25 protein-coding genes and 1 tRNA gene are annotated in these 26463 nt (G+C 63.1%); 12 read left to right on the top strand and 14 right to left on the bottom strand.

Annotation, left to right across the window (positions count from 1 at the left end; translation table 11 throughout):
* Positions 1-40 precede the first annotated feature (40 nt).
* The 8 genes from G6035_RS07605 to G6035_RS07640 form a co-directional block, all read right to left on the bottom strand.
* On the bottom strand, positions 41-2284 hold the full coding sequence (locus G6035_RS07605; RefSeq protein WP_176616477.1) for a helix-turn-helix domain-containing protein: 2244 nt from the start codon (positions 2282-2284) through the stop codon (positions 41-43).
* 290 nt (positions 2285-2574) lie between these two features.
* The gene (locus G6035_RS07610; protein WP_176616478.1) at positions 2575-3753 is read right to left on the bottom strand and encodes an ArdC-like ssDNA-binding domain-containing protein; all 1179 of its coding nucleotides are present in this window, start codon (positions 3751-3753) and stop codon (positions 2575-2577) included.
* Positions 3754-3774: 21 nt separating this feature from the next.
* Positions 3775-4335 carry a hypothetical protein gene (locus G6035_RS07615; protein WP_176616479.1) on the bottom strand — a complete coding sequence of 187 codons (561 nt, stop codon included), beginning with the start codon at positions 4333-4335 and terminating at the stop codon, positions 3775-3777.
* Positions 4332-6152 (bottom strand): type IV secretory system conjugative DNA transfer family protein, encoded by a 1821-nt coding sequence (locus tag G6035_RS07620; RefSeq protein ID WP_176616480.1) that lies wholly within the window; start codon positions 6150-6152, stop codon positions 4332-4334. The genes G6035_RS07615 and G6035_RS07620 overlap by 4 nt, the downstream gene beginning before the upstream one ends.
* Complete coding sequence (locus tag G6035_RS07625; protein ID WP_176616481.1) at positions 6152-7612, bottom strand: ATP-binding protein; 1461 nt, start codon at positions 7610-7612, stop codon at positions 6152-6154. The genes G6035_RS07620 and G6035_RS07625 overlap by 1 nt, the downstream gene beginning before the upstream one ends.
* Positions 7609-9069 (bottom strand): SCO6880 family protein, encoded by a 1461-nt coding sequence (locus G6035_RS07630; protein ID WP_176616482.1) that lies wholly within the window; start codon positions 9067-9069, stop codon positions 7609-7611. The genes G6035_RS07625 and G6035_RS07630 overlap by 4 nt, the downstream gene beginning before the upstream one ends.
* Positions 9062-10510, bottom strand: a complete 1449-nt coding sequence (locus G6035_RS07635) for a type IV secretion system protein (protein ID WP_176616483.1) — start codon at positions 10508-10510, stop codon at positions 9062-9064. Before G6035_RS07635 ends, G6035_RS07630 begins: the two co-directional genes overlap by 8 nt.
* A 9-nt stretch (positions 10511-10519) precedes the next feature.
* A complete protein-coding gene (locus G6035_RS07640; protein WP_129545596.1) occupies positions 10520-10810 on the bottom strand; it encodes a hypothetical protein in 291 nt (96 codons plus the stop codon).
* Positions 10811-11169: 359 nt separating this feature from the next.
* Here G6035_RS07640 and G6035_RS07645 point away from each other — a divergent pair, with 359 nt between their 5' ends.
* From G6035_RS07645 to G6035_RS07670, 6 genes are all read left to right on the top strand, one after another.
* A complete protein-coding gene (locus G6035_RS07645; protein WP_176616484.1) occupies positions 11170-12180 on the top strand; it encodes a LacI family DNA-binding transcriptional regulator in 1011 nt (336 codons plus the stop codon).
* Positions 12181-12320: 140 nt separating this feature from the next.
* On the top strand, positions 12321-13589 hold the full coding sequence (locus G6035_RS07650) for an ABC transporter substrate-binding protein (protein ID WP_176616485.1): 1269 nt from the start codon (positions 12321-12323) through the stop codon (positions 13587-13589).
* Between the two features lie 59 nt (positions 13590-13648).
* Positions 13649-14605 carry a carbohydrate ABC transporter permease gene (locus tag G6035_RS07655; protein WP_176616486.1) on the top strand — a complete coding sequence of 319 codons (957 nt, stop codon included), beginning with the start codon at positions 13649-13651 and terminating at the stop codon, positions 14603-14605.
* Entirely contained in the window at positions 14602-15477 is an 876-nt protein-coding gene (locus tag G6035_RS07660) for a carbohydrate ABC transporter permease (protein ID WP_176616487.1), read from the top strand. The genes G6035_RS07655 and G6035_RS07660 overlap by 4 nt, the downstream gene beginning before the upstream one ends.
* A gap of 67 nt (positions 15478-15544) precedes the next feature.
* On the top strand, positions 15545-16816 hold the full coding sequence (locus G6035_RS07665; RefSeq protein ID WP_176616488.1) for a family 1 glycosylhydrolase: 1272 nt from the start codon (positions 15545-15547) through the stop codon (positions 16814-16816).
* Positions 16817-16821: 5 nt separating this feature from the next.
* Complete coding sequence (locus tag G6035_RS07670; protein WP_176616489.1) at positions 16822-18369, top strand: alpha-N-arabinofuranosidase; 1548 nt, start codon at positions 16822-16824, stop codon at positions 18367-18369.
* Between the two features lie 201 nt (positions 18370-18570).
* On the opposite strand, the gene G6035_RS07675 is transcribed toward G6035_RS07670, so the two are convergent.
* Genes G6035_RS07675 through G6035_RS07685 form a run of 3 tightly spaced genes read right to left on the bottom strand, consistent with a single transcriptional unit; the run spans position 18571 to position 21375 of the window.
* On the bottom strand, positions 18571-19686 hold the full coding sequence (locus tag G6035_RS07675; RefSeq protein ID WP_176616490.1) for a C40 family peptidase: 1116 nt from the start codon (positions 19684-19686) through the stop codon (positions 18571-18573).
* Positions 19686-20414, bottom strand: a complete 729-nt coding sequence (locus G6035_RS07680) for a hypothetical protein (RefSeq protein ID WP_176616491.1) — start codon at positions 20412-20414, stop codon at positions 19686-19688. Before G6035_RS07680 ends, G6035_RS07675 begins: the two co-directional genes overlap by 1 nt.
* Positions 20389-21375, bottom strand: a complete 987-nt coding sequence (locus G6035_RS07685; protein ID WP_176616492.1) for a sigma factor — start codon at positions 21373-21375, stop codon at positions 20389-20391. The genes G6035_RS07680 and G6035_RS07685 overlap by 26 nt, the downstream gene beginning before the upstream one ends.
* 248 nt (positions 21376-21623) lie before the next feature.
* On the opposite strand from G6035_RS07685, the gene G6035_RS07690 reads away from it, so the two are divergent.
* Positions 21624-21947, top strand: a complete 324-nt coding sequence (locus G6035_RS07690; protein WP_165182171.1) for a helix-turn-helix transcriptional regulator — start codon at positions 21624-21626, stop codon at positions 21945-21947.
* Here G6035_RS07690 and G6035_RS07695 read toward each other — a convergent pair.
* Positions 21910-22395: a hypothetical protein gene (locus G6035_RS07695; protein ID WP_176616493.1), complete on the bottom strand. Its 486-nt coding sequence runs from the start codon at positions 22393-22395 to the stop codon at positions 21910-21912. The genes G6035_RS07690 and G6035_RS07695 overlap by 38 nt on opposite strands.
* A gap of 278 nt (positions 22396-22673) precedes the next feature.
* On the opposite strand from G6035_RS07695, the gene G6035_RS07700 reads away from it, so the two are divergent.
* The 4 genes from G6035_RS07700 to G6035_RS07715 all read left to right on the top strand — a co-directional run bounded on the left by G6035_RS07700 (position 22674) and on the right by G6035_RS07715 (position 24679).
* Entirely contained in the window at positions 22674-22925 is a 252-nt protein-coding gene (locus G6035_RS07700) for a MarR family transcriptional regulator (protein ID WP_370875210.1), read from the top strand.
* A gap of 121 nt (positions 22926-23046) precedes the next feature.
* Entirely contained in the window at positions 23047-23289 is a 243-nt protein-coding gene (locus tag G6035_RS07705) for a helix-turn-helix domain-containing protein (RefSeq protein WP_176616495.1), read from the top strand.
* An 8-nt stretch (positions 23290-23297) separates the two neighbouring features.
* The gene (locus G6035_RS07710) at positions 23298-23513 is read left to right on the top strand and encodes a helix-turn-helix domain-containing protein (RefSeq protein WP_176616496.1); all 216 of its coding nucleotides are present in this window, start codon (positions 23298-23300) and stop codon (positions 23511-23513) included.
* 218 nt (positions 23514-23731) lie between these two features.
* Positions 23732-24679, top strand: coding sequence for a site-specific integrase (locus tag G6035_RS07715; protein WP_176616497.1), 948 nt, complete (start codon positions 23732-23734; stop codon positions 24677-24679).
* A gap of 245 nt (positions 24680-24924) precedes the next feature.
* Here G6035_RS07715 and G6035_RS07720 read toward each other — a convergent pair.
* Positions 24925-24997: transfer RNA gene (locus tag G6035_RS07720), tRNA-Ala, on the bottom strand.
* Positions 24998-25159: 162 nt separating this feature from the next.
* Here G6035_RS07720 and G6035_RS07725 point away from each other — a divergent pair.
* Positions 25160-25579, top strand: a complete 420-nt coding sequence (locus tag G6035_RS07725) for a VOC family protein (protein ID WP_176616498.1) — start codon at positions 25160-25162, stop codon at positions 25577-25579.
* Between the two features lie 25 nt (positions 25580-25604).
* On the opposite strand, the gene G6035_RS07730 is transcribed toward G6035_RS07725, so the two are convergent.
* Positions 25605-26408: an SDR family oxidoreductase gene (locus tag G6035_RS07730; RefSeq protein WP_176616499.1), complete on the bottom strand. Its 804-nt coding sequence runs from the start codon at positions 26406-26408 to the stop codon at positions 25605-25607.
* Positions 26409-26463 lie beyond the last annotated feature (55 nt).

The following is a 26463-nucleotide window of genomic DNA, read 5'->3' on the forward strand; positions in this document are numbered from 1 at the left end:
GCTCGGACTCCAGGCCTCTGGTCATGGCGATTTAATGTTGTTATCCCGGTCCTGATTGTCTGATGGCGTAGCGGAGGGTGAGGTCGGTGCCGGGGTAGCGGGTTTCGGTGGCGGTGAGGTGGTCGCAGAGCTCTTTGATGGCCGCGGTTTTCGCCTTGGTCGGTAGTGGATCGAGGGTGATGGTCAGGTAGCCGGTCCGGGTGGTGTCGATGTCGCCGGTTTGGTTGAGGGCCTGGCGTGCGAGGGCGTGGGCTTCCTGGGCGGCGCGTTTGTAGCCGGTGTTGGTGCGTATCTCCCGTGCGATCGTCATGGCGGTGTTGTAGGCGGCCATGCGGATGCCGTGGTGGATCAGTTTCGTCTCGGTGTCCAGGACTTGCTGGCCCGGGTTCAGGTCCCCGAGGCGGAGCTTGGCAGGAATGGCTTTGTGGGTCTTCTCAGCGGCGATCAAAGCATTTTCGGCTTCCCAGAGCGGTGCCATGGCGTGGTTGTGCATGGTGCTGGTCACCGTGACCTCGCCGGCACCTTCTGCCGGGGATTTCAGGGCCAGCAGGTTCACATCCGCCACGGCGGCGGCTTCCGCGTGCCGGGCACGGGCTGCGACAACGAGTTGGTAGGCCTGTTTCTTGGCCGGGTTTGTCACTTTCCTGTCTTCATCGTCACCGGTGCCGGCGTAGCTGTCCAAAGGAATCATGCCCGAGTGCAGGAGGGATTGGCGGAACTGGTTTTCCTGCCGCCACCTGGCTCCCATCCGGTACACCGCCTCCCCGGCACTCATGGTGCGGTCGGTGGTGAGAATGTGGATTTGCCGTGTGCCGCCACCGGTCGCCGGAACGATGCGGCTGAGCTGTCGGATCGGGAAGACTTCCCCGGTCGTCTTCGTCGTGGCCAGGGACAGCTCAACGACCGTGTCAGCGACCGACCATTTGCGTTCCTGCCCGTGCTCGTCAGTGTGGGAGACCTTTTTGAAGAGATCTTGCTGAATGTCTTCGCTGGCGCCCTTGCGCCAGGTCAGCACATCGAACCCGTTTTCCGACATGTGCTGGAACAAATCCGGCGACCAGCCGCCCCTATCGAAACCAACGAGGACGCGCCTGGAGTCCCCGACGGCTCTCCGGAGTTCGGGCAGGATGCGGCGCAACTCTGAGGCCAGGGACGCGGCGGGTGCGGCCATGACCACAAGGACCGGGGAACCCTGGGCGTCGGTGACCCAGGTTTCCTCGGTCGCCGGGACGGGGAACTTCAACCGGGTCGAGTAGATCTTCCCGATCTTCTTTGTTCCCTGGTAAGCGCGCACATGCCCGTCAACGTAAAGAACTGCGGCCAGGTCCGCCCCGCCCGGACCGGTGGATGTGAGGTGGTGTTTGGCCAGGGCCGCGATCAGGTCTTCGGCCTTGCCGGCCTGCGCGAGCTGACTGATCCGCCGGCGGATCGTTTTTACGTCCGGGGCGCGGTCCAGCCCCAACACCCGGCCAAGCTCCTGGGGGTCGAAGCGGGTGGCTCCCTCGGCACGGGCTTCCCCGGCCAGGGCCCGGAGCACGGCATCGACCAGGACGGTTTCCAGCCCGTAAAACCCGTCAGGCAAGGAACCGTAGGTGGCTTTCGCGCATGCCAGCAGGCCTGTGGTTTCCAGTGCCGGGACGGCCAGGAACAATCCGGCATGCCGCACCCGGGCAGCCGGGGCAAACCGTGGTTCCGCCTGCTTCAGGAGCCCGGCCCGTGCCGCGGCCCGCTCCCCGCCACGGGCGAGAGGTACCGGCAGCACCGGCAGCGGCGGCTGTGGTTCGTCTTCGCCGGCAGCGGTAATTACCGGCGCTGCTGCGGATTCCCGGACTCCCTGTTCATCAACGATTTTCAAGGCACGCCGGACACTGAATTCCGAGACGCCGACCGCCGCTGCAATGGAACGCAGGGAGCGGTGTTGCCCGCGCAGGGCAACAATCCGTTCGATCGTTGCAGCCACCAGCACCGAGGGACGCTTGGGCCCCTTCTTCTCCGCCACCAGGGCCGCCACTCCACCAGCATCGGCCAGTTGGCCCCACTTCCACAACGCCACCGTGGAAACCTTGAAAGCCTTCGCGATTTCAGCGGCCGACGCCGCATGCAGGCGCACCAATTTCACGGCCGCCCAACGACGGGCGGCACCATCCCCGACATCCCAAACATCACAGAGCTGACCACGAATATAGACCTCCCCGCCCCGGTCGCCTTCAACCAGGGACACGGCCAAGCCCACCGGCACCGCCGCAGGAACCATTGACAGGGGAAGAGGCGGCTGGGCAGTCATAACAGCCATCATTCCACCCTCCGCGAAGCATCAAAACAGTAACTCCATTTTATCGCAGACCGGACAAAATTAACAGGCCCCGACCCACAATAAACCCCGAAAAATCAACGGACACCAAAAGCGACCCCACCACCATGACCGGAGGCCTGGACTCGAAAGCGCGGTCCTCAACGGGGACACATCTTCAGCGAATAGCATCGATGGCCCTATTTTCCGTGGCAGGTGGCCAGTCCACATCGGCGGTGGCCACCTGTTGCGAAATATCGGCATTTGCTCCAAGTCCACTGCAGTCACCCCGCAGCCGACGGACCAAGGACATCGGTATTCGAGCCGTGCAAATTCCATGAATCGTGAACACCTGGCGCGTTCGCCGTTCGGCCTTGATGGGGAGACGGACCTGCGACTCCCAACCTCCCGCCGAAACCCGACGGATTGGTCGTTTCCATAATGGTCTTCGCCACGGAGGTTACCCGGCCCAGCGTGGATTTGGCGATGTCGACCCGGGACAATGGTTTCCGTTGCCTTGAGCCGCGCAAGATGGAGTCGGCTTCGGCTTCCAGGATGGCATCCGCCCAACCTGCCAAATAGGCTGCCGCTTGTGGTCCCCGGTCGATGCCGTGCGCGCGTAGGACCACATACGCCACAGATTCTGCTTCGATTTCGGCGAGGCCTCGGTGCTCGGCGCTGTTGCCATAGAGCGCACCGATGGCGTCACCCGGGACGTGAAGTGAGGCGTGGGCGAGCTCGTGGGCCAGGGTGGCGACGCGGTCATCCAGGTCCAGCCACGACCCGACGCTGATCAGCCGGCGCGCGTGGTCGGTGAACCCGTCCGCGAGCCCGGCCTGTGAGTCGGAAACCACGAGTTTGTAGCGTGCCTGTCTCACCACGGCCGTTAGTGATTCCCAGAGTTGTTCGCGAGCTCGGGGATCCAGTGGCAGCTCGTCAGGTCGGGATGTGGGAACGAGCAATGGCTCGCCTTCTGTTTGGGAGACATCGAAGACGGCTTGTCCCCGCCAGCCTACGATTCGTGACCTGCTCTTGCCGTCGCCGGGCTCCGTCAGCGGCTGGTCTCCGAAGCCTGAACTCGGCGGTGCCGGGTCCGCCTCGGTGATCCGGGCCGTGCGTGGTGCGATGACGAACAAGGCGTGTTCGCCCTTGAGGACGTAGCGGCCGTGGCGTTCCCATTCCTTGTAGCCGGCAACAAGCGTTGGCTGTACTGTGCCTCGCTGGGCCATTTGCATCATCAACAGGGCCACGTTGCCGCCGGAGTAGCGCCACAAGGTTGCTGAGGCGTCGAGCAGGCGGTGCCACTGCCGCGGATCGTCGACAGCTTCTGCCAGCAAAGCGTAGAGCCCCTCAGTGAGCTCGGCGACGCGTTGCTCGGGTCCTGGGTGCGAGGCCACCGGAGCTGCCCCGTTGGGGTCAACGACTGTAAGGTGGCGACTTGCCGGTTTTGGGTTGGGATCCATGACTTTGTGCCTCCGCTGGGGTCAGGAATCGGAACGATCCGGTTCCTGGCCGCCTTCCTTTTCCGGTTCGTTCGGGGTCGGCAGTCCGTTCCCGGATCCGCCAAAGAGTGGCGTTGTTCCTCCGGGTCCGTCGCTGGGCAGCCTGCGCTGTGGCGGTTCCCGGTGGTGTTGCAGGCTGACGCAGCCGGCCGTCCTGGTTTCCTCCCGCAGCCGGGCGATGCAGTGTTCGAGCCGTTCGTGGAAACCCAAGGGGCCGAAGCCGCCATCGTCCTCGGTGTAGGACGCCTGCTCGGCCCGCTGGAGCGCGTAGAGCTCGGCAACGATCTCCGAGTGCCGCCACCAGCAGTCCGGGACCACGGAACTTGTCAGGTGGTAAGTTGCCACCAGCCACTGCACCCACTTGCCCAGGTGGTCCCAGACGTGGCTGGCCGTGCGGGGATCCATGTCCCGCCAACGGTACGTCATGGGCACCCGTTCGGAGCGCAGTCCCTTCGTGGAGCCGAAGAGCAGCTCCGCGAAGTTGTCTTCAGCGCCGTTTGCGACGTCGTATTCAAAGGATTCGTCCTCGTCGTCCATGGTCATGCCTCCTGGTTGTCTGCGGTGATGGCCGCTTGTTGGTCGTGTTGTCGTTTGAGGTGTCCGGTGAGCAGTTCAAGCTCGGTTTGTTCCTTGGACCGTCCGAGTTGGGCGGCGTCCTTGCGTTTGTGCCATTCGCGCAGATCCAGCAGGATGGGCCGGCTGCGGCGTCCGAGCATGATGGCCGTCCCGGCGGGGAGGCGGCGGATCTCGTGAAGCGGAATCACGGGCGACTCGCGGATTTGTTCACCGTCCTGCCTGCCTTGGGCGGACCAGGACCGGGTGTTGAACGTCAGGGTCCGTTCCCCGATGAGGCCGGCCAGGGCGCGGAGGTCGCGTTCGTCGGAGCCGCCGCCGAAGATGACCTTGATGATGGCGGCGTCCCAGATGGTGGCGGCTTCGTCCATGGACCAGCCGGACCGTGCCTGGGAGAGGGACTGCAGCACCACGATGGTGGAGATGCCGATTCCGCCGCCGTCGGAAAGCACCACGGGCAGCCCAGGCCACGGTGAGAGGTTCGCGATCTCATCGAGGATCAGTGAGAGGGGCGGGTCGAGCCGGCCACCGGGAGCGACGAAGGCCATTTCACGGGCGGCGTTGTCGATGTCATCGATCAGCGCCGACAGATAGGGCCCGGCGGCAGATGCGCCGCTCTTGGTCCCGATCAGGTACAGGGTGCCGCGTTGCTCAATGAAGTCCTTGGGGTCAAACTGCTCGCCGGCCCCCAGGGGGTTCAGGGCGGCCAGGACCTTGGGCGACGACAGGGGCGCCACGGCGGCGGTCACGCCGATCCAGGAGTTGGAGGTGTTGCGGGGGTCGTCGTGGAGGATCCCCATCAGGTCCGCCTGCCAGCCCAAGGCAGCCTCGGGACAGCCCAAGATGTCCAAAGCCTCCCGGGCCAGGACGGGGTTGGAGGCCCAGCGCCGGAACGATGCCACACCCTCCCCCTCCAAGGCTGCGGCGTGGAGCAGGCATTGCAGGACAATCTGGGAGCGCTTCTGCCAGGCGGCATTCTCCCCCTTGAGTGCCGCGTCGGCCGAGATGACCAGGGCACGCCGCGTTGCAACGTCGGGGTCCTGGCATCCGCGAACGGGCGACCAGCGCAGTGTGGACGGCAGTCCGGACATGCCTTGCGGGTCGAACACGGTGACGGGGCGGCCGTTCGTGGCGCGGGCCTTCATGGTGACGACGAGATTGTCGGCGCGGGTGGAGGTGGTGACCACTGCGCCGGGGGCGTCCAGGATGGCATTGATGATGACATAGAGGCCCTTGCCGGAACGGGGCGCGCCCTGGATGACAAGGGATTCCTCCGTGGAGACGTGGACTGTGACGCCGCGGGACTTCCCTATCGTCCAGGAGACTTCCTCCACCTTGGGGTCCTTCGCGCCGGGGCGGGTGTAGCGGCCGCGTTTGAGCGCGGCCCGGGCACCGAACTCCCGGGCGATCTCCGCGCGCCGGGCCACGCCGTCGCGCTTGAGAATGTCCTGCCGCAGCCAGGCGCCGGATTGGCGCCAGGAGTGCCAGGCGAGGGTGCCTGCGATCGCTGCCAGGGCCATGAAAAGCAGGGCGGGTGCGATGATGAGCCACACCTGCCCGGCCCCGATGCTGCAGGCTCCCCCGCCTGGTTGGGCCCACTGCATCCGCCCCGATAGGAGTAGTAGCGGTGCAGTGGGGTTGAAGTCCCAAGGGGCGTTGGTGCCGCAGTGGGAAGCGTAGGCGAGGTGGGCGGCGGCCTCCACGAGGAGGTCGAGGACCACATAGCCGGCGGTGGCGGCGAGCCCGATGGAGACCAGCGGGTTGCCGTCGTCGAGGCGGCGCGGCATCAGAGCATCCTTTCATCGGTGCCGAAGACGGCGAGTTCGTCGGTGGTGACCTGGTTGGCGACGATGAAGGAGCGGTTGCCGACCTTCCACAGGCCCACGCCCTTGGGCAGGTTTTCCACGTGTCCGCATTCGGCTTCGGTGAGGCCGAGGGCTTCCTTGGTCAGGCGCATGGCGTCGTGTTTTTGCCGGTAGATGACCCGGGTGTCGGCCTCGGTGAGCAGGCCGAGGGCTTTTTGCCGTAGGCCGCTGGTGCTGTCGCCGATCTCGTTGAGGTCGGCGATTTTGTGCATGATGAGCAGGTTCGCGATGCCGTAGCTGCGGGCCAGGCGCCATTGCTCGCTCATTTTTGCCAGCATGTAGGGGTCCGCGAGCATGCGCCAGCCCTCGTCGTACACCACGAGTCGCTTGGCGCCGCCGGGGTTGGTCACGGCTGCCTCCAGCCAGGTGGCGCCGCACACCGTGGCCAGGGACAGGGCCTGCTCCGAGGCGCCGATCAGGGCCGAGGTGTCCAGGACCATGATGGGGGCGTCGGCGTCGAACGCGACCGTGGAGGGTGCGTCAAACATGCCCTCCAAGTCGCCGGAAACTGTGCGCCGCAGTGAATGCCCGACGCCGGTCCCACCGTTTGGTCCGACGAGTGCGGCTGTCGCGGGCGTTGGGTTGAGCAGGTACTCGAGGACCATGGGCAGGGTGGGTGTGGTGTTGGCGGCGACGGCGTCCGAGAGGGCCATGTCCAGGGCGGTGTGTTCCACCGGGGTCAGCGGGACGCCGGGGCGCATCAGCGACACCAGCGCGACGAGGAGGTGGCGCCGGCGCTGCCGGACGACGGCCTGCCATTGGGCGTCGGTGAGGGCGCTGGAGCGCGGGCCGGCGTCGAGCGGGTTGACCCTGGCCACACGGCCCGGGCCGACGGAGATGACCTTCCCGCCGGGGATGGCGTTGGCGACGGGAACCCACTCCCCCTTCGGGTCGGACGCCACGGCAGCCTTCCGGCCCAGGGTGATGGAGCGGGTGACGAGGGACTTGCCGCACATGGACTTGCCGGTGCCGACGGTGCCGATGACGACGATGGAGGGGCCGCTGATGAAGCCCTTGTCGTACATGACCCAGGGGTCGTAGCAGAACGCGCCGGAACCGAACAGATCCGTGCCGATGTAGGTGCCCTCGGGGCCCAGCCCGGATTCGGTCAGGAAAGGATAGGCTGCGGCCATGGTCAGGGTCGAGGCCCGGTGCGGTGCCGGCTGGGCCCGGTGCGGGCCCCACATCGTGGCGCCGTCCCGGTCGCCCCAATCACCTGCCGAACCGGCCTCGCCCTTGTCAGCGGCCCGCTGGGCCCTCAGCTCTCGCAGGGACAACTTGGGTGAGGCGGCCAGGGAACGTTCGCGCCGCCGTCGTGCCTGCCGCTGACCAAGGGTCTCCCCGGCCGGTGCGAAGCCCACGGTTCCCACGTGCTTGCTCATTTCAATCCCCTTCCCAGCGGCAGCGCCCCGGCGATGAAGGCCGGCCACTGCTGTCCGGCCATCAGCCGCAGCTCGACGAACGCGCCGGCGGCCGCGGACTCGAGTTCCTGCCGGCACCGGGACAACCCATCCAGGGTGTCCGCGGTGATAGTTACATAGGCGGCGGGGCGCACATCTCCATGACCGGCGACAATTTCCTCCTCGCGCTGGGCGACTTCCTCCTCCTCGGCGCGCTGTTCACGGGTCAGGGGCCGGTCCAGGCGGGCATTGATGCGGCGCCGGGTGTCATGGGCCTCCTGTGCGGAGCGGATGTCCCGCAGGGCCTGGTCCGTGGGCACGGCCCGGATGACCTGGGTGACGGTGTGCCGGAAGTCGCCCACGTAGATCAGCGGATGCAGGAATCCGGGGAAGACCTGCTGGCGCGGCCACTCCGCCACCCAAAACGTTTGGTGGAAGCCGGAATCCGTGCGCAGGTAGGACCAGTGTTCCTCGGCCGCCATGGGGCCGGCCGACACTTTCGGCAGTTCCCTGCCCGTGGCCGAGGCCCATTTGGCGACCGCTTCCGGGTCAAAGGAACCCCGCACGACGGCGGTCACGGCCGCGTCGGAAAGCCACTCCGTCACCAGGACGCCGTGCGTCTTCAGCCCTGTGGTGAAGGATTCCACTTCCGAGCGGAGGACTGACTCCAGTCCCGCCATGCCTCCGCCGGCGTCCTTGATCCGGCGGCGCCCCTTCGCGGTGTCCAGCACGATTGCCATGATGATCTCATGGCTCATGGAGGACCCCGCGGCCTCGATCAGGTCCAGATAGGACTGGTCTCCCCACTGCGCGTCTGCAATGCGTTCCGGCGGGACCGCCCGCTCGTAGTAGGCGCGCAGGGCGCTCGACGGGTACGGCACTGTGTAGTCCTGGATGGCGATCCTGGCAACGGCCGGGCGGCGGGCCATGGCCGCCTGCACCCGCGACCACGCCTGGACTGCGTAGGCCTTGTCATCACCGTCCATGAGGGCGAACGAGTTGGTGGTGCACCGCAGGGCGACGATGGCCTCGTGGCCCGTGTGGTCCACCATGAAGGCCTCACCCTTTGATGTGCGGCGGAGTTCCAGGCTGCCCAGGCCGCCGGGAAGTTCCATGGTCCCTGTTTTTCGTGCCTGCTCAGGCCGTGCGAGGTAGCGGGATTCATTGAGGACGCTGCGGAGGAAGAACAAGGAAGCCGTGTAGGCCCACACGGGGTAGGGAATGCGGGCATAGTGGAGGATCCCGAACAAGATGATGGCCAGCCAGAATGGCGCTGTCATGAGGAACGCTGGCGGCCCGCCCGTGGCTGAAGCGACGACGGCGACCAGCGTGCCGGCAGCGATGAGCGTGAGCTGGTACCACTGCAGGCCCATGAACAAGCCGTGGCGCTCATAGCGCGGGAAGCGGACCGCTTGCAGGGTGCGGGTGTCTTCAGTCATGGCTGCCATCTCCAGTTCTTGGTGCGTTTCCGTGTTCCGTTCGTGGCGGGAAGTTCGGAGGGGGTGTTGCGTGCCGTCCTGGCACGTCCGGCGGTTTCACCGTCGCTGCCGGCGAAGGCGGTGGCGGGCTGGCCGCCGTCGTTCTTGGCCGGCCCGGATAGCGTGACGTCGTGGGACTTTTTGCCTGCGCAGGCTGTGGCGCTTCTGCGTGCCCGCTCCCTTGCCCCGACGGGGATTCATCCTTGGGCGCCGGACCTGGCATGGGCCACGCTGCCGGCTTCGATGCCTGCTTCGGCGCCGTGCCCGCAGACGAACTACTCGACGTCGTCGGGCCCGTCGCACCTGACTGGTTGGGAATCCTTGTCCAGCCCTCCTTGGGCGGTAGGTGGCTGGTCGCGTGTGTCGATGCAACCGGAGTCGGCCCATGGGCACCCACCCCGGACATGTGCAACTTCCCGCCGAACTGGCGGCCAAGTTGGCGTCCGGTGAAGGAGCCGGCCCGGCTGGCAACGTGGCCGCCGCCTGCCATCTGCGCCGCCCCGGCTATCTCGCCTCCGGCGAAGCTGACAAGTTTCAGGGCCATCAAGGGTGCGCCGCAGGCGAGGACCATGCCGACGGCGCCGGACGCCAGCCCGCTGAACGACGTCGAATTGGCGAACAGCTTCACGGCCACCGCCAGCACAGTGGCGGCCAGCGGTTTGGCAATCAGCAGGGCGACGACCGTTTCACACCAGAGTCGGGTCCACGATTTGGTGCGCTCCCACGGCAGCAGCATGAGCGCCACCGGGGCCACCGCAGCGAGGACGATCAGAGCGAAGGAGCGGAAGATCATGGAGCACATGAGGATGAAGGACAGGATCCATACGACCAGCACAGCGATCGCGGTCACGACAACCCCGCCGACCGGTCCGGCTGCCGTTCCGGTGCTGAGTGAGACCACGTCCCAGGCCCGGCCGGAGCCGACGGGTGCACGTTGGAAGCCGAAGAGCCGCATGAACACGACGTAGGGGTCCGTACCGAGGGTCTGAAGCAGCGCCGTCGATGCCGAGTCGGTGAAGCTGGAGAGCTTGCCCATGAGCCCCGTGGCCACGAACACCAGCGGAACAGCCAGGGCACCGCCGAGGAGTGCGCGTCCGATGCGGCGGGGCTGCTGGCTGACCAGTCCGGCGATCAGCTGCACGATCATGACGACGACCAGGGGTGTCATCATGACGACAATCCACCAGTTCGTCAGGCCGCTGACAATGGCCCATTCGGAGGTGTCGATGTTGGAGACGCCGAAGGCTCCGGAGATGAATGACCACATCCACGAAGCCATGCTCTCCAGGATGCCGGCGATGTAGGCCGTGACGGACGAGGCGAAGTCGTCATTGGCCTGAGACACGATGCCGCAGCCGGGCGGCCACCAGCCGTCGGCCCCACATTTGACCATCGGTAGCATGGCCGCAACCTAGAAACCGAGATTGAACGCGTTCTGCGACCACAGGATGTAGCCGTTGATGCCGCCCAAGATCGCCGCCACGGGTCCGGTCCAGAGCAGGATCATGCCGCCGCCCGAAGCCAGCCGCGAGGACTGGCTCAGCTTGCCGGCCAGAAGCATGGCGGCGCCGATGATCGCCACGATGGCGATCACAATGAATGCGCCGACGAGGATGCCCCCGCCGATCTGCTTGAGCGACTCGAGAAACGGAAAGTTGGTGTTCGGGGTGATCCCCGGATCCACCGCTGCCATGTACAACATCGTGAACTCCATTCGGTGTCTGTCCACGTGCGTGGACAGTATGTTCACTTGCTTCATGGTTGGCGGGTGGCGAAACTATATGATCAGGCGCAAATCTGGATACAACTCGGAATCCCCCACTCTGAACCACTGTGATAGGTGGATGCGAACCTAACGGCAGCTGCATGCTGGGGCCAAGCCATACGAACAAGCAATTGTTGGCCTGCTCCCCTGGCTGTGCCTTGACTTCTTGGCCTGTGCACCGCTTTCGTTCGATAGAAATGGTTTGTGCATAAGATGACTGGAAGATCGGCATCGTCACGGGATGCCGACGACACTCGGAGGTTGCGATGGCTCAGACTGCACGAACAGTCGCGACGATGGACGATGTCGCAATTCTGGCGGGGGTCTCACGCAAGACGGTCTCCAACGTGTTGTCGGGTTACGAGCACGTCTCGGTGAAGATGCGTGACCGAGTCATGCGCGCGGTCGATGAACTTCACTATGAGATCAATGTCTCCGCACGCAACCTTCGTGTTGGGCGCACTCGAGTCCTCGGTCTTGCCGTTCCAGAGTTGAGTCAGGCGTACTTCGCTGAGCTTGCCGATTCAGTCATCCGCGCTGCGGGGGCACGGGGCTACACGGTGTTAATCGAGCAAACGATTTCTGACAGCGGGAATGAAGTCGGTGCTGTTGCCGCAATGCGCAAGCACTCCATCGATGGGCTGATCTACAGTCCGTTGGCACTCCGGGCCAACGACGTAAACCAGTTCGACGTAGAATTCCCGCTCGTCGTGTTGGGCGAAGGGATCGAGGGCAGCCGTGCCGATCACGTCACGATATCAAACGTGGCGGCGATGAAAGCCGCCACCACCCATGTCCTTTCCTCGGGCCGGCGCCGTGTCGCCGTTATCGGCGCCCAGCCTGAAGGTCCAGTCGCGACAGGGGCTTCACGATTGCGCGGCTATGCCGACGCGCTCGCCGACTACGGAATAGCCGTTGACCCCGCCCTGGTGATGACCGCAGCGCTGTGGCACCGGACCGATGGAGTCGCGGCCATGGACCGGCTCCTCGCCAGTGGTGTCGACTTTGACGCCGTCGTCTGCTTCAATGATGCCCTTGCCCTCGGTGCGATGAGATCGCTTCATCGGCACGGCAGGGGAATCCCAGGTGATGTCGCCGTCGTCGGATTCGACGACATTGAGGACGCCGCCTATTCGACGCCGTCGCTCACCACTGTCTCGCCCCAACGCGACGAGATCGCCCTTACTGCTGTCTCCCTCCTCATTGAGCGGATTGAAGGTCGGGCCGAGAATGCGGCACCGCAGCAGATCGAGACCAGTTATGCCCTGGTGGTTCGCGAATCCTCGACCGACATCGCAACTTTGTAGACCACCCCAAGAAATCCTCCAACACCCATTGACAGTCATTGTGATGTCGCCTACAGTCAAATTTACATCGATGTAAATTTGGTGTCCATCCCTCAAAAGTCTTCCAAGCAATGGTGTTGGGAGCGGATAGTAGGTGCTCAGTGAAAAAACTGGCCAGTGTCATTGCAGCGGCGGCGGTCTTGGCCGTCGGGCTATCCGGCTGCTCCGGTTCTTCCGGCTCCCAGTCCTCGACCGGGAAGGTCGCACTGACCTTCTGGCACGGTTACACGGAAGCTGACGGCGGGGTCCTAGACCAAATCGTCAAGGACTTCAATGCCTCGCAAGACAAAATCACCATCACAACCCAGACGAAGACGTGGGCCGTCATTGACGACACATTGTTGCCGGCATTGTCATCGAAAAATGGGCCGGACCTCGTGGCGATGACCTCCGACCGGCTGCCGGTCTATGCAAAGAAGCATGCCTTGACCAGCCTCGACGAGTTCTACTCCCAGGCCTCAAGCAACACCGCTTCTTTGAAGCCCGAGGCCGTGGCCATGGAAACTGTTGACGGGAAGAAGTATGGAGTTCCCAGTGGATTTGTTCCACTGTCCGTCATTTACAACAAGACCATGTTTGCTAAAGCTGGCATTTCAACATTCCCCACCACCTGGGATCAATGGGTGGCGGATGCGAAGAAGCTGACCATCGACGCGAACCGCGACGGGACGCCAGAGCAGTACGGGCTTGCACTTCCAGACCACGCCACCGTCGGCAACGGCATCTGGCCCAGCCTTTTCGAAGGAAACGGCGGTTCGATCACGAACGATGCCGGCACCGAAGCAACCATTAACTCACAAGCCAATGTCGACACGCTGACCTACTGGGCCAAAGCCATCCGCAACGACAAAATTTCACCAACAGGCCTGGACGGCATCGCCGCGGACAAATTATTCACCGCAGGAAAAACGGCAATGGAGGTCGGAGGGCCTTGGATGGCTGGCGTCGCGACCGCTTCGAAAATTGATTACGGCATCGCCGCCATACCGGCAGGCCCGAAGAGCCAAGCAGCTTCAGCGATCGGCATCTCCCTGGCAATAACGGCACAGGCAGATTCGAACAAGCAGAAGGCCGCAGAGCAATTCCTTGCCTACTTCAATGACAAGGCGACGTCCACGAAGTGGTCTCTGGGGTCCGGCTGGCCGCCCCTGCGGACCGACGTGACGGTGGCCGACGTCAGCTCGAACGCGACCGTCGCGAAACTGACGGCAATATCCCCGAACACGCGCGCATTGTTGCCGGGCGTTGTCAACAGCACGGACGTGTTGACCGCGATCGACACCGCCACACAGAAAACGGTAGCGGGCGGAGACCCCAAGCAACTGCTGGACCAGGCGCAGACAAACATTACGTCGGCCCTGGCCAAATAGGCCGCAGCACCAAGCCAACTGGTGGGGCCCTCCGGGGCCCCACGGACAGCGGAGACATCATGACCACCCAGCAGCAACTCCAACGACGACGCCCCTACCGGCCCCCTGGCCAGCTCGGCGGGCGGACTCCCCTAAATGGAACCTTCAAGCGGCGCGCCACCATTGTCGGCTTCCTCGCCCCGGCCCTCATCGTCCTCGCGGCCTTCGTCGGCTGGCCGATGATCTCGGCGCTACAGCTCTCCTTTACCGATGCCAGCGGATTCGGGACTCCCCGATTCGTTGGATTCGACAACTATGTCCGGATTTTCACCAACCCGAATATCGTGCGGGCGATGGGCAACACAGCCCTTTACGCAGTGTTGTTCACTCCTGTCGCGATCATCGTTGCCCTGGTCCTAGCCCTAATGCTTAATAGTGACAGGCTGCCATTTCGCGGCTTCTTCCGGTCCTCGCTCTTTCTGCCGTTCATCGTCTCACTCGCTGTAGCCGCCTTCGCATGGTCCTACCTGCTCGACCCCCAGATCGGTCTGTTGAACTATTGGCTCCAGACGGCGGGCATCCGGATCGGCAACGTCCTGCAGGATCCAGTCCTTGCCATGCCAACCGTTGTGCTGGTTGCCGTGTGGAAGAGCTTCGGGTTCTACATGGTCATTTTCCTCGCAGGCCTCCAGGACATCCCAAAGAGCCTCTACGAGGCCGCCCAGCTCGATGGCGCCAACGGTTGGAAACGATTCGTCCACGTCACTTTCCCCATGCTCAGCAACACAATGACGTTCGTGGTCATTGTTGCCCTGATTGCAGCGCTTCAGGCCTTCGACCAGATATATGTGTTGACAGGCGGCGGGCCCTACCGCAGCACGGAAACAATCGTGATGCAGATCTACCAGTCCGGCTTCAAAGACCTCGACCTCGGATTCGCTTCCGCCTTGTCGTACGTTCTGCTGATTGTCACCCTGCTCCTGAGCCTCGTGCAATTTCTGTTCTTCGGCCGCCGAGGGGAGGACACCACGTCATGACCGCGCTCACCCAACCCCGCACGATTCCGGCAACCAACACTCGTTCGAAGAGGACACGAGATCCAGTTCGCTGGCTCTACTTTGCAGCATTTCTGGTGGTAACTGTGGCCTTGATGCTGCCCGTCATCATTATCGTGCTCACCGCGTTCAAGCCAGCCTCCGAGGTCAACGCCTTTCCGCCGTCGCTCTTCCCGCACCAGTGGACGTTTGCCAACTTCAAGGCCATCTTCTCAGCCCTGCCGTTTGGCCGCCTCATTGCCAACAGCTTCGGTTTCGCCGGAGGTGTGACTCTATTCGCCCTCATGTTTGATTCGCTCGCAGCCTATGCACTTGCCCGCCTCGATTTTCGCGGGTCCAAAATCTTGCTGATCGTCATCATCGCCAGCCTCATGATCCCTTTCCAGGCCACCCTGATACCGATCTACAAGATCGTGTCCGACCTCGGCTGGGTCAACACATTCGCCGGCCTCATCGCGCCCCGGGCAGCCGATGCGTTTGGCATCTTCTTTCTGCGACAATTCTTCATCTCGCTCCCCCGAGACCTCGACAATGCAGCACGGATCGACGGCGCGTCCGAATGGCGCATCTTCCGCAGCATCATCCTGCCCAACGCCGTTCCGGCCCTGATGACTTTGGGCATTTTCACCTTCGTGAACAACTGGAACGATCTTCTCTGGCCCCTCGTATTCACGACTGACCAGAAAATGGGCACGATCACGTCCGGCCTGACCCTCCTGACCGGTCCCGGCGGCATCATCCCCCAAGGCATCATGATGGCCGGGGCCCTGATCGCGATCCTCCCCTTGGCGATCATGTTCCTGCTCGTGCAACGCCGGTTCATCGAAAGCGTCGCCAGCACAGGACTCAAGTAACGCAGCCATGCGGCACAGCCGACCCCAAACCCACCTACCTCCGCAACATGGAACGGACAAAGAACGCATGAAATGGTTCAACGACGGAGACCTCCACTTCGCCCTCGGTATAGAAGACACGTTTGTCCCACAAAGCCGTCCAGGCGAGCGCCCCATCGACGAATATGAGCTGACCGACCATTACGAGCAGGTCGATTCCGACCTGGGCCTGGCCAAGGAAGTCGGTGCCGAGATGGTGCGGTGGGGGGTCCCGTGGTACCGGGTGGCGCCGTCGTCCGGTCAGTGGGAATGGTCGTGGGTGGACCGAGCGATGGCAAGCTTCGAAGGGCTCGGCCTTCGACCTGTGGTGGACCTTTTGCACTACGGCACACCCTTGTGGCTTGAGAATCAGTTCGCCAATCCGGACTATCCCAAGCACATGGCTGAATTCGGGGCCCGGTTCGCCGAGCGATACGCACACGTGGCCACAGACTATACGCCAGTCAACGAACCCATGATCCATGCCCTGTTCTCCGGCGAATATGCCTATTGGCCTCCGTACTTGGAGGGCCCGTCCGGCCTGGTGTCCATCGCGGCGTCGCTTGCGGAGGGCTTCGTCCTGACCCAGCAGGCCATTGCGGCCACACTCGGTGACAGGGCGACATTCGTCCATGTCGACGCAGGGATGCGCTACGTCGGCGATGTAGACGCCCCGGAGCACCGCGATACAGTCGCCAGACTCCGCCACCAGTCATTCCTCGTCGAGGACCTCGTCACCGGAAACGTTGGCGATTCACACCCCCTACTGAGCCAATTGCGCCTCGGCGGTGTGACGGACCGCCAACTCTCCTGGTTCGCGGAAAACGCCGTCAAGCCCGACGTCATGGGCGTCAATTACTATCCCCGGCATTCCACAGAGATCTTTGAGACCGGAGTTCATCATTCCGGCGGGTTCGCAGACCCGCGGCCACATTTCGACGCAGGAACCGAAGGACTCCGGGAGGTCCTGACCAGCTACGCCGATCGCTACGGCGCCCCGGTCATGCTGACGGAGACGTGCGTCACCGGGAGCGTCGCTGAACGCTTGGCCTGGATGGACGAATCGGTTGCCACCGTGCATGGACTCCGCTCCGCCGGCCTCCCGATCGTCGGATATACGTGGTGGCCACTGTTTGACATGTACGAGTGGACCTACCGACACAGCACCAACCCACGCGCAGACCACCTGCTCTCAATGGGACTTTTCGATCTCGTCGAAAACCCCGAAGGTCCACTCCATCGGCGCCGGAATCCGGTGGCCGATCGGTTCCGCCAACATGCCACGGCAGCCGTCGCCCAATCCTCCCTCGCCCGAAAGTGACTCCAATGCATCAAGCCCGACTCACCGTCGACTCCAAATCCGTCATCGGACCCATCAACCGGCGCCTCTTCGGTTCCTTCGTCGAACACCTTGGCCGTTCTGTCTATGACGGCATCTATGAACCCGGCCACAACCTAGCCGACGATGAGGGGTTCCGAACAGACGTACTCGATCTTGTCCGAGAACTCGGTGTCACCACAATCAGGTACCCAGGCGGCAACTTTGTCTCCGGATTCCGCTGGGAAGACAGCGTCGGACCACGAGATCAGCGACCCCGCCGCCTCGACCTGGCCTGGCACTCCACAGAATCCAACGAAGTTGGCCTGAGTGAATTCTCGAGCTGGCTCGAGAAGGCCGGCAGCGAGTTGATGCTCGCCATAAACTTAGGCACCAGAGGCATGCAGGAAGCACTGGACCTTCTCGAGTATGCCAACCTGGGCAGCGGCACGGCCCTGTCCGAAAAGCGAATCGCGGACGGACATCCAGAACCATACAACGTGCGGATGTGGTGTCTGGGCAACGAGATGGACGGCCCATGGCAACTGGGGCACCGCTCCGCCGAAGATTATGGAAAACTGGCCGCCCAAACCGCCCGAGCCATGCGCTCATTCGATCCGAGCCTCGAACTGGTCCTCTGCGGTTCCTCCAGCGCCTCCATGCCGACCTTTGGCGAATGGGAGCGAAGCGTCCTGACCCACGCCTACGACGAAGTCGACTACATCTCCTGCCACGCCTACTACGAAGAAAGCGGAGACCCCGGAAACTTCCTCGCCTCCGGTGTCAACATGGACCGCTTCATCGAATCGGTCGCTGCAACCGCTGACCACGTCAAAGCCGTGCGAGGCAGTGACAAGACGATCAACATTTCATTCGACGAGTGGAACATTTGGTACAACGAACGATTCGAGAAGGTCGACAAGATCCAGGGTGTGGACAACTGGCCAGTCGCTCCTCGGCTGCTCGAAGACTGCTACACCGTCACGGACGCCGTCGTCTTCGGCAGCCTCCTCATCTCCCTGCTGAATCACGCAGACAGGGTGACCAGCGCGTCAATGGCCCAGCTGGTCAATGTCATTGCCCCCATCATGACGGAACCCGGCGGCGCAGCCTGGCGCCAGACCACTTTCTTCCCCTTTGCCGCCACCGCGGCCCGCGCCACCGGCACGGCACTGAGAGTGCAAATCGATTGCGAAAGCTACTCGACGTCGTCCTACGGTGAGGTGCCACTCATCGACGCCGTCGCCACATTCGATGAATCTAGTGGCCACGGTGCCGTGTACCTCGTCAACCGATCCCAGAACGAAGAAATTGAAGTGTCCATTGACATCGGGGGGCTCCCTGTTGGCAACATGACCGCCCGCACCCTGAGCTCCGAGGACCCAAACGCTGCCAACACCATCGACGACCAAAACCGTGTCAACTTGACTGAAAACCCAACACTCCGCCATGCCGGCACATCTGTCTCCATCGTCCTTCCACCCGTCTCCTGGACCGAGCTAGCGCTCAACTCTCTTGTTCCCGAAAAGGTGAACGAATTACGGCGGACTGAGTAAACCAACAACCCACGCCGCGCCTTCACTGAATTCAGTCGTGTTCGATCGGACCAGTTCAAGTCATAAGGTCCACAAACCCAAAGCCTGCTGAACTGACGTCGAGGATCCATTTCAGCAATTTGGATATATTCCCGTCAATTGTCGCCCGAGGCAGGGACCAAAAGCCTGGCGCCAGCTGGCATGGCCCCCGGTTTCAAGGCCCTAAGGAACACGATCCATGAGTGCACTCACATGAAAGTACGCCGTCCCAGTGTTCCAAGCAACAGGGTGCAGAAGCGTCCCAACCTCCGGGTTGAGGGCGCTGTACATCATGCCGTTGCCTGCGTAGATGCCAATATGGCCCCAGTGGGTTGGTCCGTCGGGGTTCTGGACGACGAGGTCGCCCGCTTGTGGGTTGGTTGTCCGCGTCCCGAAGGTCCACTGCTCCGTCCGCGGCAGGGTGATTCCGGCCTGGCCGAAAACCCATTTCACGTAGCCGGAGCAGTCCCACGCCTTGAAGGCAGTTCCTCCCCAGACGTAGGCGCCGCCGACACCTTGCTGGGCGTAAGCAAGGATGGTGCGCCTGAGCTGGCTCAGGTTGGCGGGAAGCGTCGGCTGGCCGGGCCTTTGCTGGGTCGTGCTGCACGCAGCCGGACCTGTGGAGGTGGCCAGCGCCCTGAGAATTTGCTCGGCCGCCGGCTGCCATTGGGCGTACCGTTCCGGGAATGCCGATCCCTGCACGGCCTGGGCTGCTGCACCCTTGTCCATCTGTTGCCAGCCCGGGACGTCCAGTAGTCCTGGTGGGGAGCCGTGGTTGGGTCCTTGGGGTCCGCCGTAGAACGCCTCGGCGTTGTAGGCGGGCTGCATGAGCTGGGCGACGCTCCCCCAGCCTGCGGAGGGACGTTGCTGGGCGCTGCCGATGGAATCGTGGTCGCTGCCGACGCCGTCGTGGGGATAGTTCAGGGACTCAGGCACGGAAGGGTTGGCCAGCATTTGCAGGTTGGATTCTTGCAGCGCCATCATCAGGGCGATGACGATGCCGTCGTCGGGCACTGAGCGGGCCAGGCCGACGGCGATGTAGGTCCGGGCCACGGCCACCTGTGCAGCGTTCAGTCCGACAGATCTGCCACCGGGCACGGTGATGGTCATCACCGTCCCCGGTCCGCCGGCAGCAACAGTGCACGCCGCCGTCGAGCCGTGGGCTGCAACGGCCATCAGGGCCATGGACCCGCAAAAAGCCATGATGCAGCACAGCACCAGGGCGCTCAGGGCCGTTCCAGCGAGCTTGAGTACGGCGCGCTTCTTGACTGCGCCCAGGAGTAGTGCCGGGGCGGGCATCAGTACACGATCCGGTCGGCGGCGGCGTAGAAAGCCACCATGTCACAACGGTTGGCGGGGGCAGTCGCTGCCGGCGGGCAGTTGACGACGACGCTGACGGGTGCGGTGTAGTTGTTGGTGCCGGAGGTGGCGTGCTCGGTCACGGCCAGGGTCTCGGTGCACACGTGCATCCCGGCCCAGGGTGGCGGGTGTTGGACGTATTGGGCCAGCTGGCTGTCACAGGAGGAGTTCAGGAGGCGGGCGGTGCGGTAGCCCTGTGAACCGGTCAGGGATGCGTAGGCCGCGGCGTTGGTCCCGGTGGCCTCGAACTGCGTGGCGAAGACTGTCAATGGGTTCGAGCCGTCCGGGAGCACGTGCCACCAGTTGCGCAGCCTTCCGTACGTCTGGGAGTAGGTGGCGGTGCGCGTGTCCCAGGTGTAGACAGCGCGGGCCGCCGCGGCGGCGAGATGGCGGAAGTCGAGGGTGGATGGTTCCCCAGCTGGGACTGGTGCCGCGTCCAGAGGCGGGCTGGCCGCCGTCGGACGTTGGGTGGCACCTGCAGAGGTTGGCGGAGGCGTGGCCCGTGCCGAGCTCGGCGGCGCCAGAGCCGTGGTTCCGGTTGCAGAATTGGGTGTCCTGATCGACAGCACCGCGGCGATTCCGGCGATGGCCGCCGCAGCGATGAACAGCAGTACCCACCGTCGGACCCGGCCGGCTGAACCCCTATGATGTAGCGACTTCTGGAACATGACTGTGGTTCGTCATCGGGTGGCCCAGGCCCTTCGCGTCGGCGGCGCGCGGGCGCTTGTCCCTGCTTTGGATGACGGGACCCTCGATGCCGGTGCCGGAGCGCAGGACGTCGTCCACTGCGTGAATCATGTCGCGGACAAGGCCAATCTGGACTTCGGCATACCTCGCACTGACGCCCGACTCTTGGCCGACGGCGGCGGCTGCCGCCGTACGCTCCTTGCCCTTGAAGCCCGGCACGACAACCCGCTTGGCAATGAGTTGGAGCAGAGGCGTCGGCAGCGACTCGACGGACGCTTCCCGGAGTGATGGCAGATCCTCCACCGTCCTGGGATCGACGTCCATGGCGTTTTTCACGGCCACGGCCATCTGGCGTACCACGGTCAGGGCATGCCAGTGCTTGCTGTCAGCGACACGAACGTTGTCCGGATCTCCATACCGCGACGGGCGCAACACGTTTTCCATCGCCAGGTCCCAAATACCGTCGGACACGTGTGCCTTGACGATGTTCAGGATGTCGGCTGCCCAAACACCGCCGGTGGCCTCCTCTGATACCGGATCCGGGCGGCGCGTCAGTCCCAGGTCTGCCACGTCGTGGACTCCGCGCTCGGGGTAGTCGACGAAGGGAACTGTCGACTTGGCAATGCTCCTCCGGAGGTGGTCGGCACACAGGTTGCAGGCAATCCCCTGCACCCAGGCATCAAATTTCACGTCGGGAATGGCCTGATAGCTCCCCCGCACCGTTCCTTCCCACGCCGCGACCCGGATGTCCTGCAGGACATCCTCCAGGTCCTGGAACAGGCCGTAACGTGACAAGTGGGAGCCGACGTAGGCGCGAACCCCCTCGACGGCCCGCATCAGCTGGTCAACGGGAATGTCCGGCACCGGAGGCCGGGTCAGGGACCTGTCAAGCGTCCCCCTTGCAAATGCTTCAACTTCTTCACTGGTCCGTGGACCCATCATGATCACCGCTTCGCGCGTTGATTGGATAGTATGCGCGGCATCGTTTGCGGATGTCGTGCTGGCGGTCCTGGAGCCACCGGGATGGCGGCAGAATCGTTCCGGCCGGAACCGGAATTAGCAGGCCGGGCTCGATCAATGACTATTCGCAACCCTGCTCAAAGTGTCGTAAGACTAGTTTGCAAGCATCAAAGATATATTGTCAAGGGATCAATCTTACCTTGTTGATACCTATGAGGCAGAATGAGGGCATGCCTCGAATAACGCGTCCAGTGGCCAAGGATTGGCCCAAAGAAATCGAAGTGGCCGTGTTCACCTTCGGCAACTTGGCGCGCACTGAAATCATCCGCTACCTGCTTGAACACGGACCCTCCGCACGTGGCGACATCGTTGCCAACGTGGGTGCCAGCGAGGCGAGCGTTGCCAAGCACCTGGTACTTCTGGAGGACGCTGGTGCCGTGGTGGTCGACGTTGAACCCGGTCGCCGACACGGCCGGGCGCCGCGGTATTCAGCGAACCCCGAAGGGATCAAGGCCCTTATGGAAGCCCATCTTCGCTACTTGACGGAGCGTTAGGCACATCAGCATGCGCGGCGATGTCGCGGTTCAAGAACTCAGTAATGGCATGCAGGGTGTCCGGGGAAACATCCGCCAGCGTGCGTGCCACAAAGGCCTGAACCCGCGAGGCCCGCAATGCCTTCACAAAATCGAGGCGGGCCTGGATGCTCTCGGGAAGTTCATCTGAGTCCATGTCGAGCAGAAATGACGGGTCGACGTCAAACATTTCGCAAAGTGCGATCAGAACCTTTTTGTCCCGAACCAGCGCACCGGTGCCATCCTTCATGTAGAACCACCGGGCCCGGGACATACCGACCCCGTGCTCGGCAAGCTTTTCCTTGACCTCACGGAAAGTGACCGCCTCGCCGCGCTTTTCAGCCGCCGCGTCCAACAGCAGGTTCAGGCGCCTGGCCAGGGCCACCTGGGGCGACAGCGGCTCCGGCGTCCCACTAGGTCCAGCGGTCATGCCCGGCTCCTCACAATCCAAGTTTGGACGGATCCAGATTCCCCGGCTCCGTCGCGTTCCCTCCAGTATTGTCGCCAGCTTTCAGCACCGCAAGAAGTCGCTCCCCTTCCGCAAGTTGGCGAACCGCAAGTCACTTTGCCATGCCAACTTGCATTTAGTCATGTTGTTTATGGCCGTTTACACCATGGACTGATGAGAGTAAATTGTTCAGAATGGACGGGTCCAATTTGACCCGCCTGCGCGGCGCAGGAGTGTTACCCATGGAGCCCTCAATCTTAATGAATCTCACGCGGAGCCGAATTCTACACATGCTGGTGACCGAGGGTCCATGCTCGGTGGCGCACATCGCCTCCGCCCTGGGCCTGTCCAAGAGGGTCACTCTCCGCGAGATCACGTTCCTTGTTGACCGTGGCGTCGTAACGCGTATTGTGCCCACCCACGGGCGCATTGATCCGCACTTTGCTGCGGGCGTCCCCGAGATTTTCCAGGAAATGGCACGGGCGTACCAATTCCTTGGACTTAAGTTTTGAGCAGCCTTCCATCCTGACTGGTTTTCAGTCATATTGTTCACCGCTTCCCTAACTATGAGAGTGGTACGAACACAATTGGCCACCGTCAATCAGTCGGCAGCCCCATAGGAAAGGCACCCCGATGACGATCTACACTGATCCAGAGAACCGCATCGATTCCGAAACTAACCGATGGCTGTCACCAACCGACATCTGCCATGAACTGCAGATTCCGCTGCAAACGTTCTACCAGTGGCGGGTCAAGGGAATTGGACCACGCGCCTACCGCTTTGGCAGGCACTTGCGCATTGATCGCCGCGACTTCGATGAATGGCTGCAGTCCCACGTTGAAGCCGGCCACACCTTCGGTTCCCCAGAACACTGAGGGGAAGCATGTTAGCCAATACAGTCCCCGATCAGTCCCAGGACCCAACCGCCGAGGAATGGTTGTCCCCACGGGACATTTGCAATATTCTGCACATCCCGGAGCAGACTTTCTACCAGTGGCGCGTCAACCACCAAGGCCCCCGGGCCCACAAAGTCGGCAGGCATGTGCGCGTCATTCGCAGCGACTTTGAGACCTGGATCGCCGAGCACCTGGAGGCATAATGTCGCCGCGGCCACCCTTGCCACTGGGCTCCTGGGGGAGAATCCGCCGCCAACGCGTGAAGAGCGGTAGGTGGCATGCAACTGCCCGCTACAGGGACACCGACGGCAAAACGCGTGCAGTTGAGGCCTGGGGCGATACAGGCGCTGCTGCGGAGCGTGCCCTCATTACAATGCTCAAGGACCGGCAGGCCCATGTGGAGTCCGACATAACTCCCAGCATGCGACTGTCCGAACTCAGTACCCTGTGGTTCGACGAAATCGAAAATAACGGCCGCGCAGGTCGACGCACGATCGACGGATACAAAGACACCTACAACCGCGCCATTGCGCCCGCTTTGGCAGGCGTTCGTCTCAACGAAATGACAACGGGCCGACTGGACCGTTTCCTGAAGAATGTTGCGCTCGATCATGCAACGACCGCCCGACATGCCAAAATCGTGCTGACCGGCATTCTGGGGCTCGCCGTTCGGCAGGATGCCCTCCGCAGCAATCCCATTCGTGATGTGGGCGCGATCAAGCTCGCCACTAAAGACGTTAGGGCACTGTCGCCCATCGAGGTCAAGAAGCTAAGAGCAATCGTCCGCAAATGGCAGGACGACCCCGACCACCAAGGCCGCCCACGGGCATCCGACCTCATCGACGTACTAGACATCTTCCTGGCCACGGGTGCGCGCATCGGCGAAGTCCTGGCAATCCGCTGGCAGGACATCGACCTCGACGCGAAGCCCCCAACCATCACCATCTCAGGGACCGTAGTCATGGAGAAAGGACGCGGCACCTACCGCCAGGACCACCCGAAAACCAAGGCCGGCTTCAGGACAGTCAAGCTCCCACCCTTTGCGACCAAGACACTTCTCCGCAAACAAGGCTCGGAGCATCCCAAGCCCGAAGATATGCTTTTCCCCTCCTCCACCGGCACCGTCCGCAGCCCCCACAACTTTCGAAGACAATGGCGGGATGCGCGCTCGGGGTCCGGCTTTGAATGGGTCACCCCGCACGTTTTCCGGAAATCCGTCGCCACGCTGATTGACCGTGAATACAGCTCCAAACAGGCGGCCGCCCAACTTGGACATTCCGGGCCGGGCATAACGGAAAAGCACTACATCGCCAAGGCATCCGAAACACCCGACGTCACAGATGCCCTGGAACAATTCGGCGAGGAATAGGCACCCGTCAATCCGGCCGACCACATGAGTGCAAGCAACTCTTCGGCGACGATTTGGAACCGCAGTTTCGCTTACCGGCGGGGACCCTCTCATGCGCAAAAGACCGTGTTCGACAAATATGACAGTAGTCAAAGATTCACAGTAGTTTGCGTTCAAATCGTCGGGTAAACGTCGGGTTGGAGCCATTTTCACCAAAAGCAAAGCCCCCCAACCCAGCGTTTCCGCAGGTCAGGGGGCTTTCGGGGTGGAGCTAAGGAGATTCGAACTCCTGACCTCCTCGATGCGAACGAGGCGCGCTACCAACTGCGCCATAGCCCCGTGACGGCTGTAGAACCGTCAGCGTTTCTAGGTTAAGCCCTCACCGTCGCAGAATCCAAACCGCGGCGCCTCAAGCGGGTCGCGTCCGTCGCAATCCCCAAAGGTGCCCGCGCTTCAACATTGCGTCTGGTGGGAATCGCGCCGCGGTGGGACGATGCAGACATGCCCATACATACCAGCTCCGTCAACCACATCCGCCTGACGGTCACCGACATTGAGCGGTCCCGTAGATTCTATGAAGGAATATTCAATTGGCCCGTCGCCATTGAAATGCCGGCCGGCACTCCATCCGAGGAACAGGCAAAGTATGGTTTCCTCTACGGCGGTGTCATTTACAACCTCGGCTACACACTCCTCGGGCTCCGGCCGGTGGCGAGCGATGTGTTCAGCGAAGACCGAACCGGCTTGGACCATCTCAGCCTTGCCGTGGACTCCCCTGCGGCCCTTGAAGCGTCCGTCACGTTGCTGGACGGAATCGGCGTCGGGCATGGCGGCATCAAGGACATCGGTAGCGGCCTCATCGTCGAATTCCGCGACCCGGACAACATCGCCCTGGAACTGTTTGCGGCGAAAACGGCTTAGGGTCCAACCACGGGTTTCAAGAGGTTCAACCACGGGGACCGGCGGCCAGCCAGTCGTTGAACTCAAGGCGTCCGACGGCGGCATCCGGCACCAGGTTTTTGCCCGCCCTCAAAAACGTGCCGAACGAACCCGGCAGCGGCATGGATGCCACCACGCCGCGGCGACCCGTCGCTGATTTCCATTGCTCGCCCATGCTTTTCATGGGCCACACTGACGGTCCCCCGGCCTTAATGGAGCGGTGCACCTCCGCGCCCGTCCCCAGGCCGGCCACGGCCTCGTCCACGAGCACTCGCGCCACGTCCGCCGTCGCTATCGATTGGAACGACACACCTGAAAATGTCGGGATGATCCCCACACGGGAACCTGCCGAAAAGATGCCTGCCACGAGATCGTGGAACTGCGTCGCGTAGACCACCGTGGTCGGCATTCCCGACGCCTCGTAACTACGTGCCCTGGCTGCCTGGACCTGGTAATAGCCCATGGACGACTGCGCCGCGTTGACTATTGTGAGCAGCACACAGCGCGACACCTGGGCCCTCTGCGCCGCCGCCAGGACAGCCACCGTGGTTGCAGGAAGCGCCTTCAGGGACGGCCCGGTGCGCGCGTCAAGGGTTTCCACGAGAAGGTCGACGCCGGCCAGCGCCTCCGCGACGCCGTCACCGGTTCGGAAATCGGCCGCCACATGCTCGACGCCGGCCACGCGCCCGGGGCCCGCCGTTTCTGGAACGTGCCGGCTCACCGACCGGACCTTGAGACCGCGGCCGGCAGCGTCGGCCGCCACGGCCCTGCCTGCATGCCCGGTCCCGCCGGCCACAGCAATAAGCACCATGGCTTGAGGCTACCCTCGCCGGGGGTTTAACTGAATAGCCCGACGAGACTCATGA

Source organism: Arthrobacter sp. SDTb3-6 (genome assembly GCF_013376095.1).
Lineage (GTDB): Bacteria > Actinomycetota > Actinomycetes > Actinomycetales > Micrococcaceae > Specibacter.

Bases quoted from the DNA above. Each gene is read 5' to 3' on its own strand.
- G6035_RS07605 (WP_176616477.1), bottom strand. From the start codon at position 2,284: ATGACTGCCCAGCCGCCTCTTCCCCTGTCAATGGTTCCTGCGGCGGTG.
- G6035_RS07660 (WP_176616487.1), top strand. From the start codon at position 14,602: ATGACCGCGCTCACCCAACCCCGCACGATTCCGGCAACCAACACTCGT.
- G6035_RS07635 (WP_176616483.1), bottom strand. From the start codon at position 10,510: ATGCTACCGATGGTCAAATGTGGGGCCGACGGCTGGTGGCCGCCCGGC.
- G6035_RS07640 (WP_129545596.1), bottom strand. From the start codon at position 10,810: ATGTTGTACATGGCAGCGGTGGATCCGGGGATCACCCCGAACACCAAC.
- G6035_RS07645 (WP_176616484.1), top strand. From the start codon at position 11,170: ATGGACGATGTCGCAATTCTGGCGGGGGTCTCACGCAAGACGGTCTCC.
- G6035_RS07690 (WP_165182171.1), top strand. From the start codon at position 21,624: ATGCCTCGAATAACGCGTCCAGTGGCCAAGGATTGGCCCAAAGAAATC.
- G6035_RS07700 (WP_370875210.1), top strand. From the start codon at position 22,674: ATGAATCTCACGCGGAGCCGAATTCTACACATGCTGGTGACCGAGGGT.
- G6035_RS07620 (WP_176616480.1), bottom strand. From the start codon at position 6,152: ATGCCGCGCCGCCTCGACGACGGCAACCCGCTGGTCTCCATCGGGCTC.
- G6035_RS07665 (WP_176616488.1), top strand. From the start codon at position 15,545: ATGAAATGGTTCAACGACGGAGACCTCCACTTCGCCCTCGGTATAGAA.
- G6035_RS07725 (WP_176616498.1), top strand. From the start codon at position 25,160: ATGCCCATACATACCAGCTCCGTCAACCACATCCGCCTGACGGTCACC.
- G6035_RS07615 (WP_176616479.1), bottom strand. From the start codon at position 4,335: ATGACCATGGACGACGAGGACGAATCCTTTGAATACGACGTCGCAAAC.
- G6035_RS07680 (WP_176616491.1), bottom strand. From the start codon at position 20,414: ATGTTCCAGAAGTCGCTACATCATAGGGGTTCAGCCGGCCGGGTCCGA.
- G6035_RS07695 (WP_176616493.1), bottom strand. From the start codon at position 22,395: ATGACCGCTGGACCTAGTGGGACGCCGGAGCCGCTGTCGCCCCAGGTG.
- G6035_RS07730 (WP_176616499.1), bottom strand. From the start codon at position 26,408: ATGGTGCTTATTGCTGTGGCCGGCGGGACCGGGCATGCAGGCAGGGCC.
- G6035_RS07655 (WP_176616486.1), top strand. From the start codon at position 13,649: ATGACCACCCAGCAGCAACTCCAACGACGACGCCCCTACCGGCCCCCT.
- G6035_RS07610 (WP_176616478.1), bottom strand. From the start codon at position 3,753: ATGGATCCCAACCCAAAACCGGCAAGTCGCCACCTTACAGTCGTTGAC.
- G6035_RS07710 (WP_176616496.1), top strand. From the start codon at position 23,298: ATGTTAGCCAATACAGTCCCCGATCAGTCCCAGGACCCAACCGCCGAG.
- G6035_RS07705 (WP_176616495.1), top strand. From the start codon at position 23,047: ATGACGATCTACACTGATCCAGAGAACCGCATCGATTCCGAAACTAAC.
- G6035_RS07685 (WP_176616492.1), bottom strand. From the start codon at position 21,375: ATGATGGGTCCACGGACCAGTGAAGAAGTTGAAGCATTTGCAAGGGGG.
- G6035_RS07625 (WP_176616481.1), bottom strand. From the start codon at position 7,612: ATGAGCAAGCACGTGGGAACCGTGGGCTTCGCACCGGCCGGGGAGACC.
- G6035_RS07715 (WP_176616497.1), top strand. From the start codon at position 23,732: ATGCGACTGTCCGAACTCAGTACCCTGTGGTTCGACGAAATCGAAAAT.
- G6035_RS07670 (WP_176616489.1), top strand. From the start codon at position 16,822: ATGCATCAAGCCCGACTCACCGTCGACTCCAAATCCGTCATCGGACCC.
- G6035_RS07630 (WP_176616482.1), bottom strand. From the start codon at position 9,069: ATGACTGAAGACACCCGCACCCTGCAAGCGGTCCGCTTCCCGCGCTAT.
- G6035_RS07675 (WP_176616490.1), bottom strand. From the start codon at position 19,686: ATGCCCGCCCCGGCACTACTCCTGGGCGCAGTCAAGAAGCGCGCCGTA.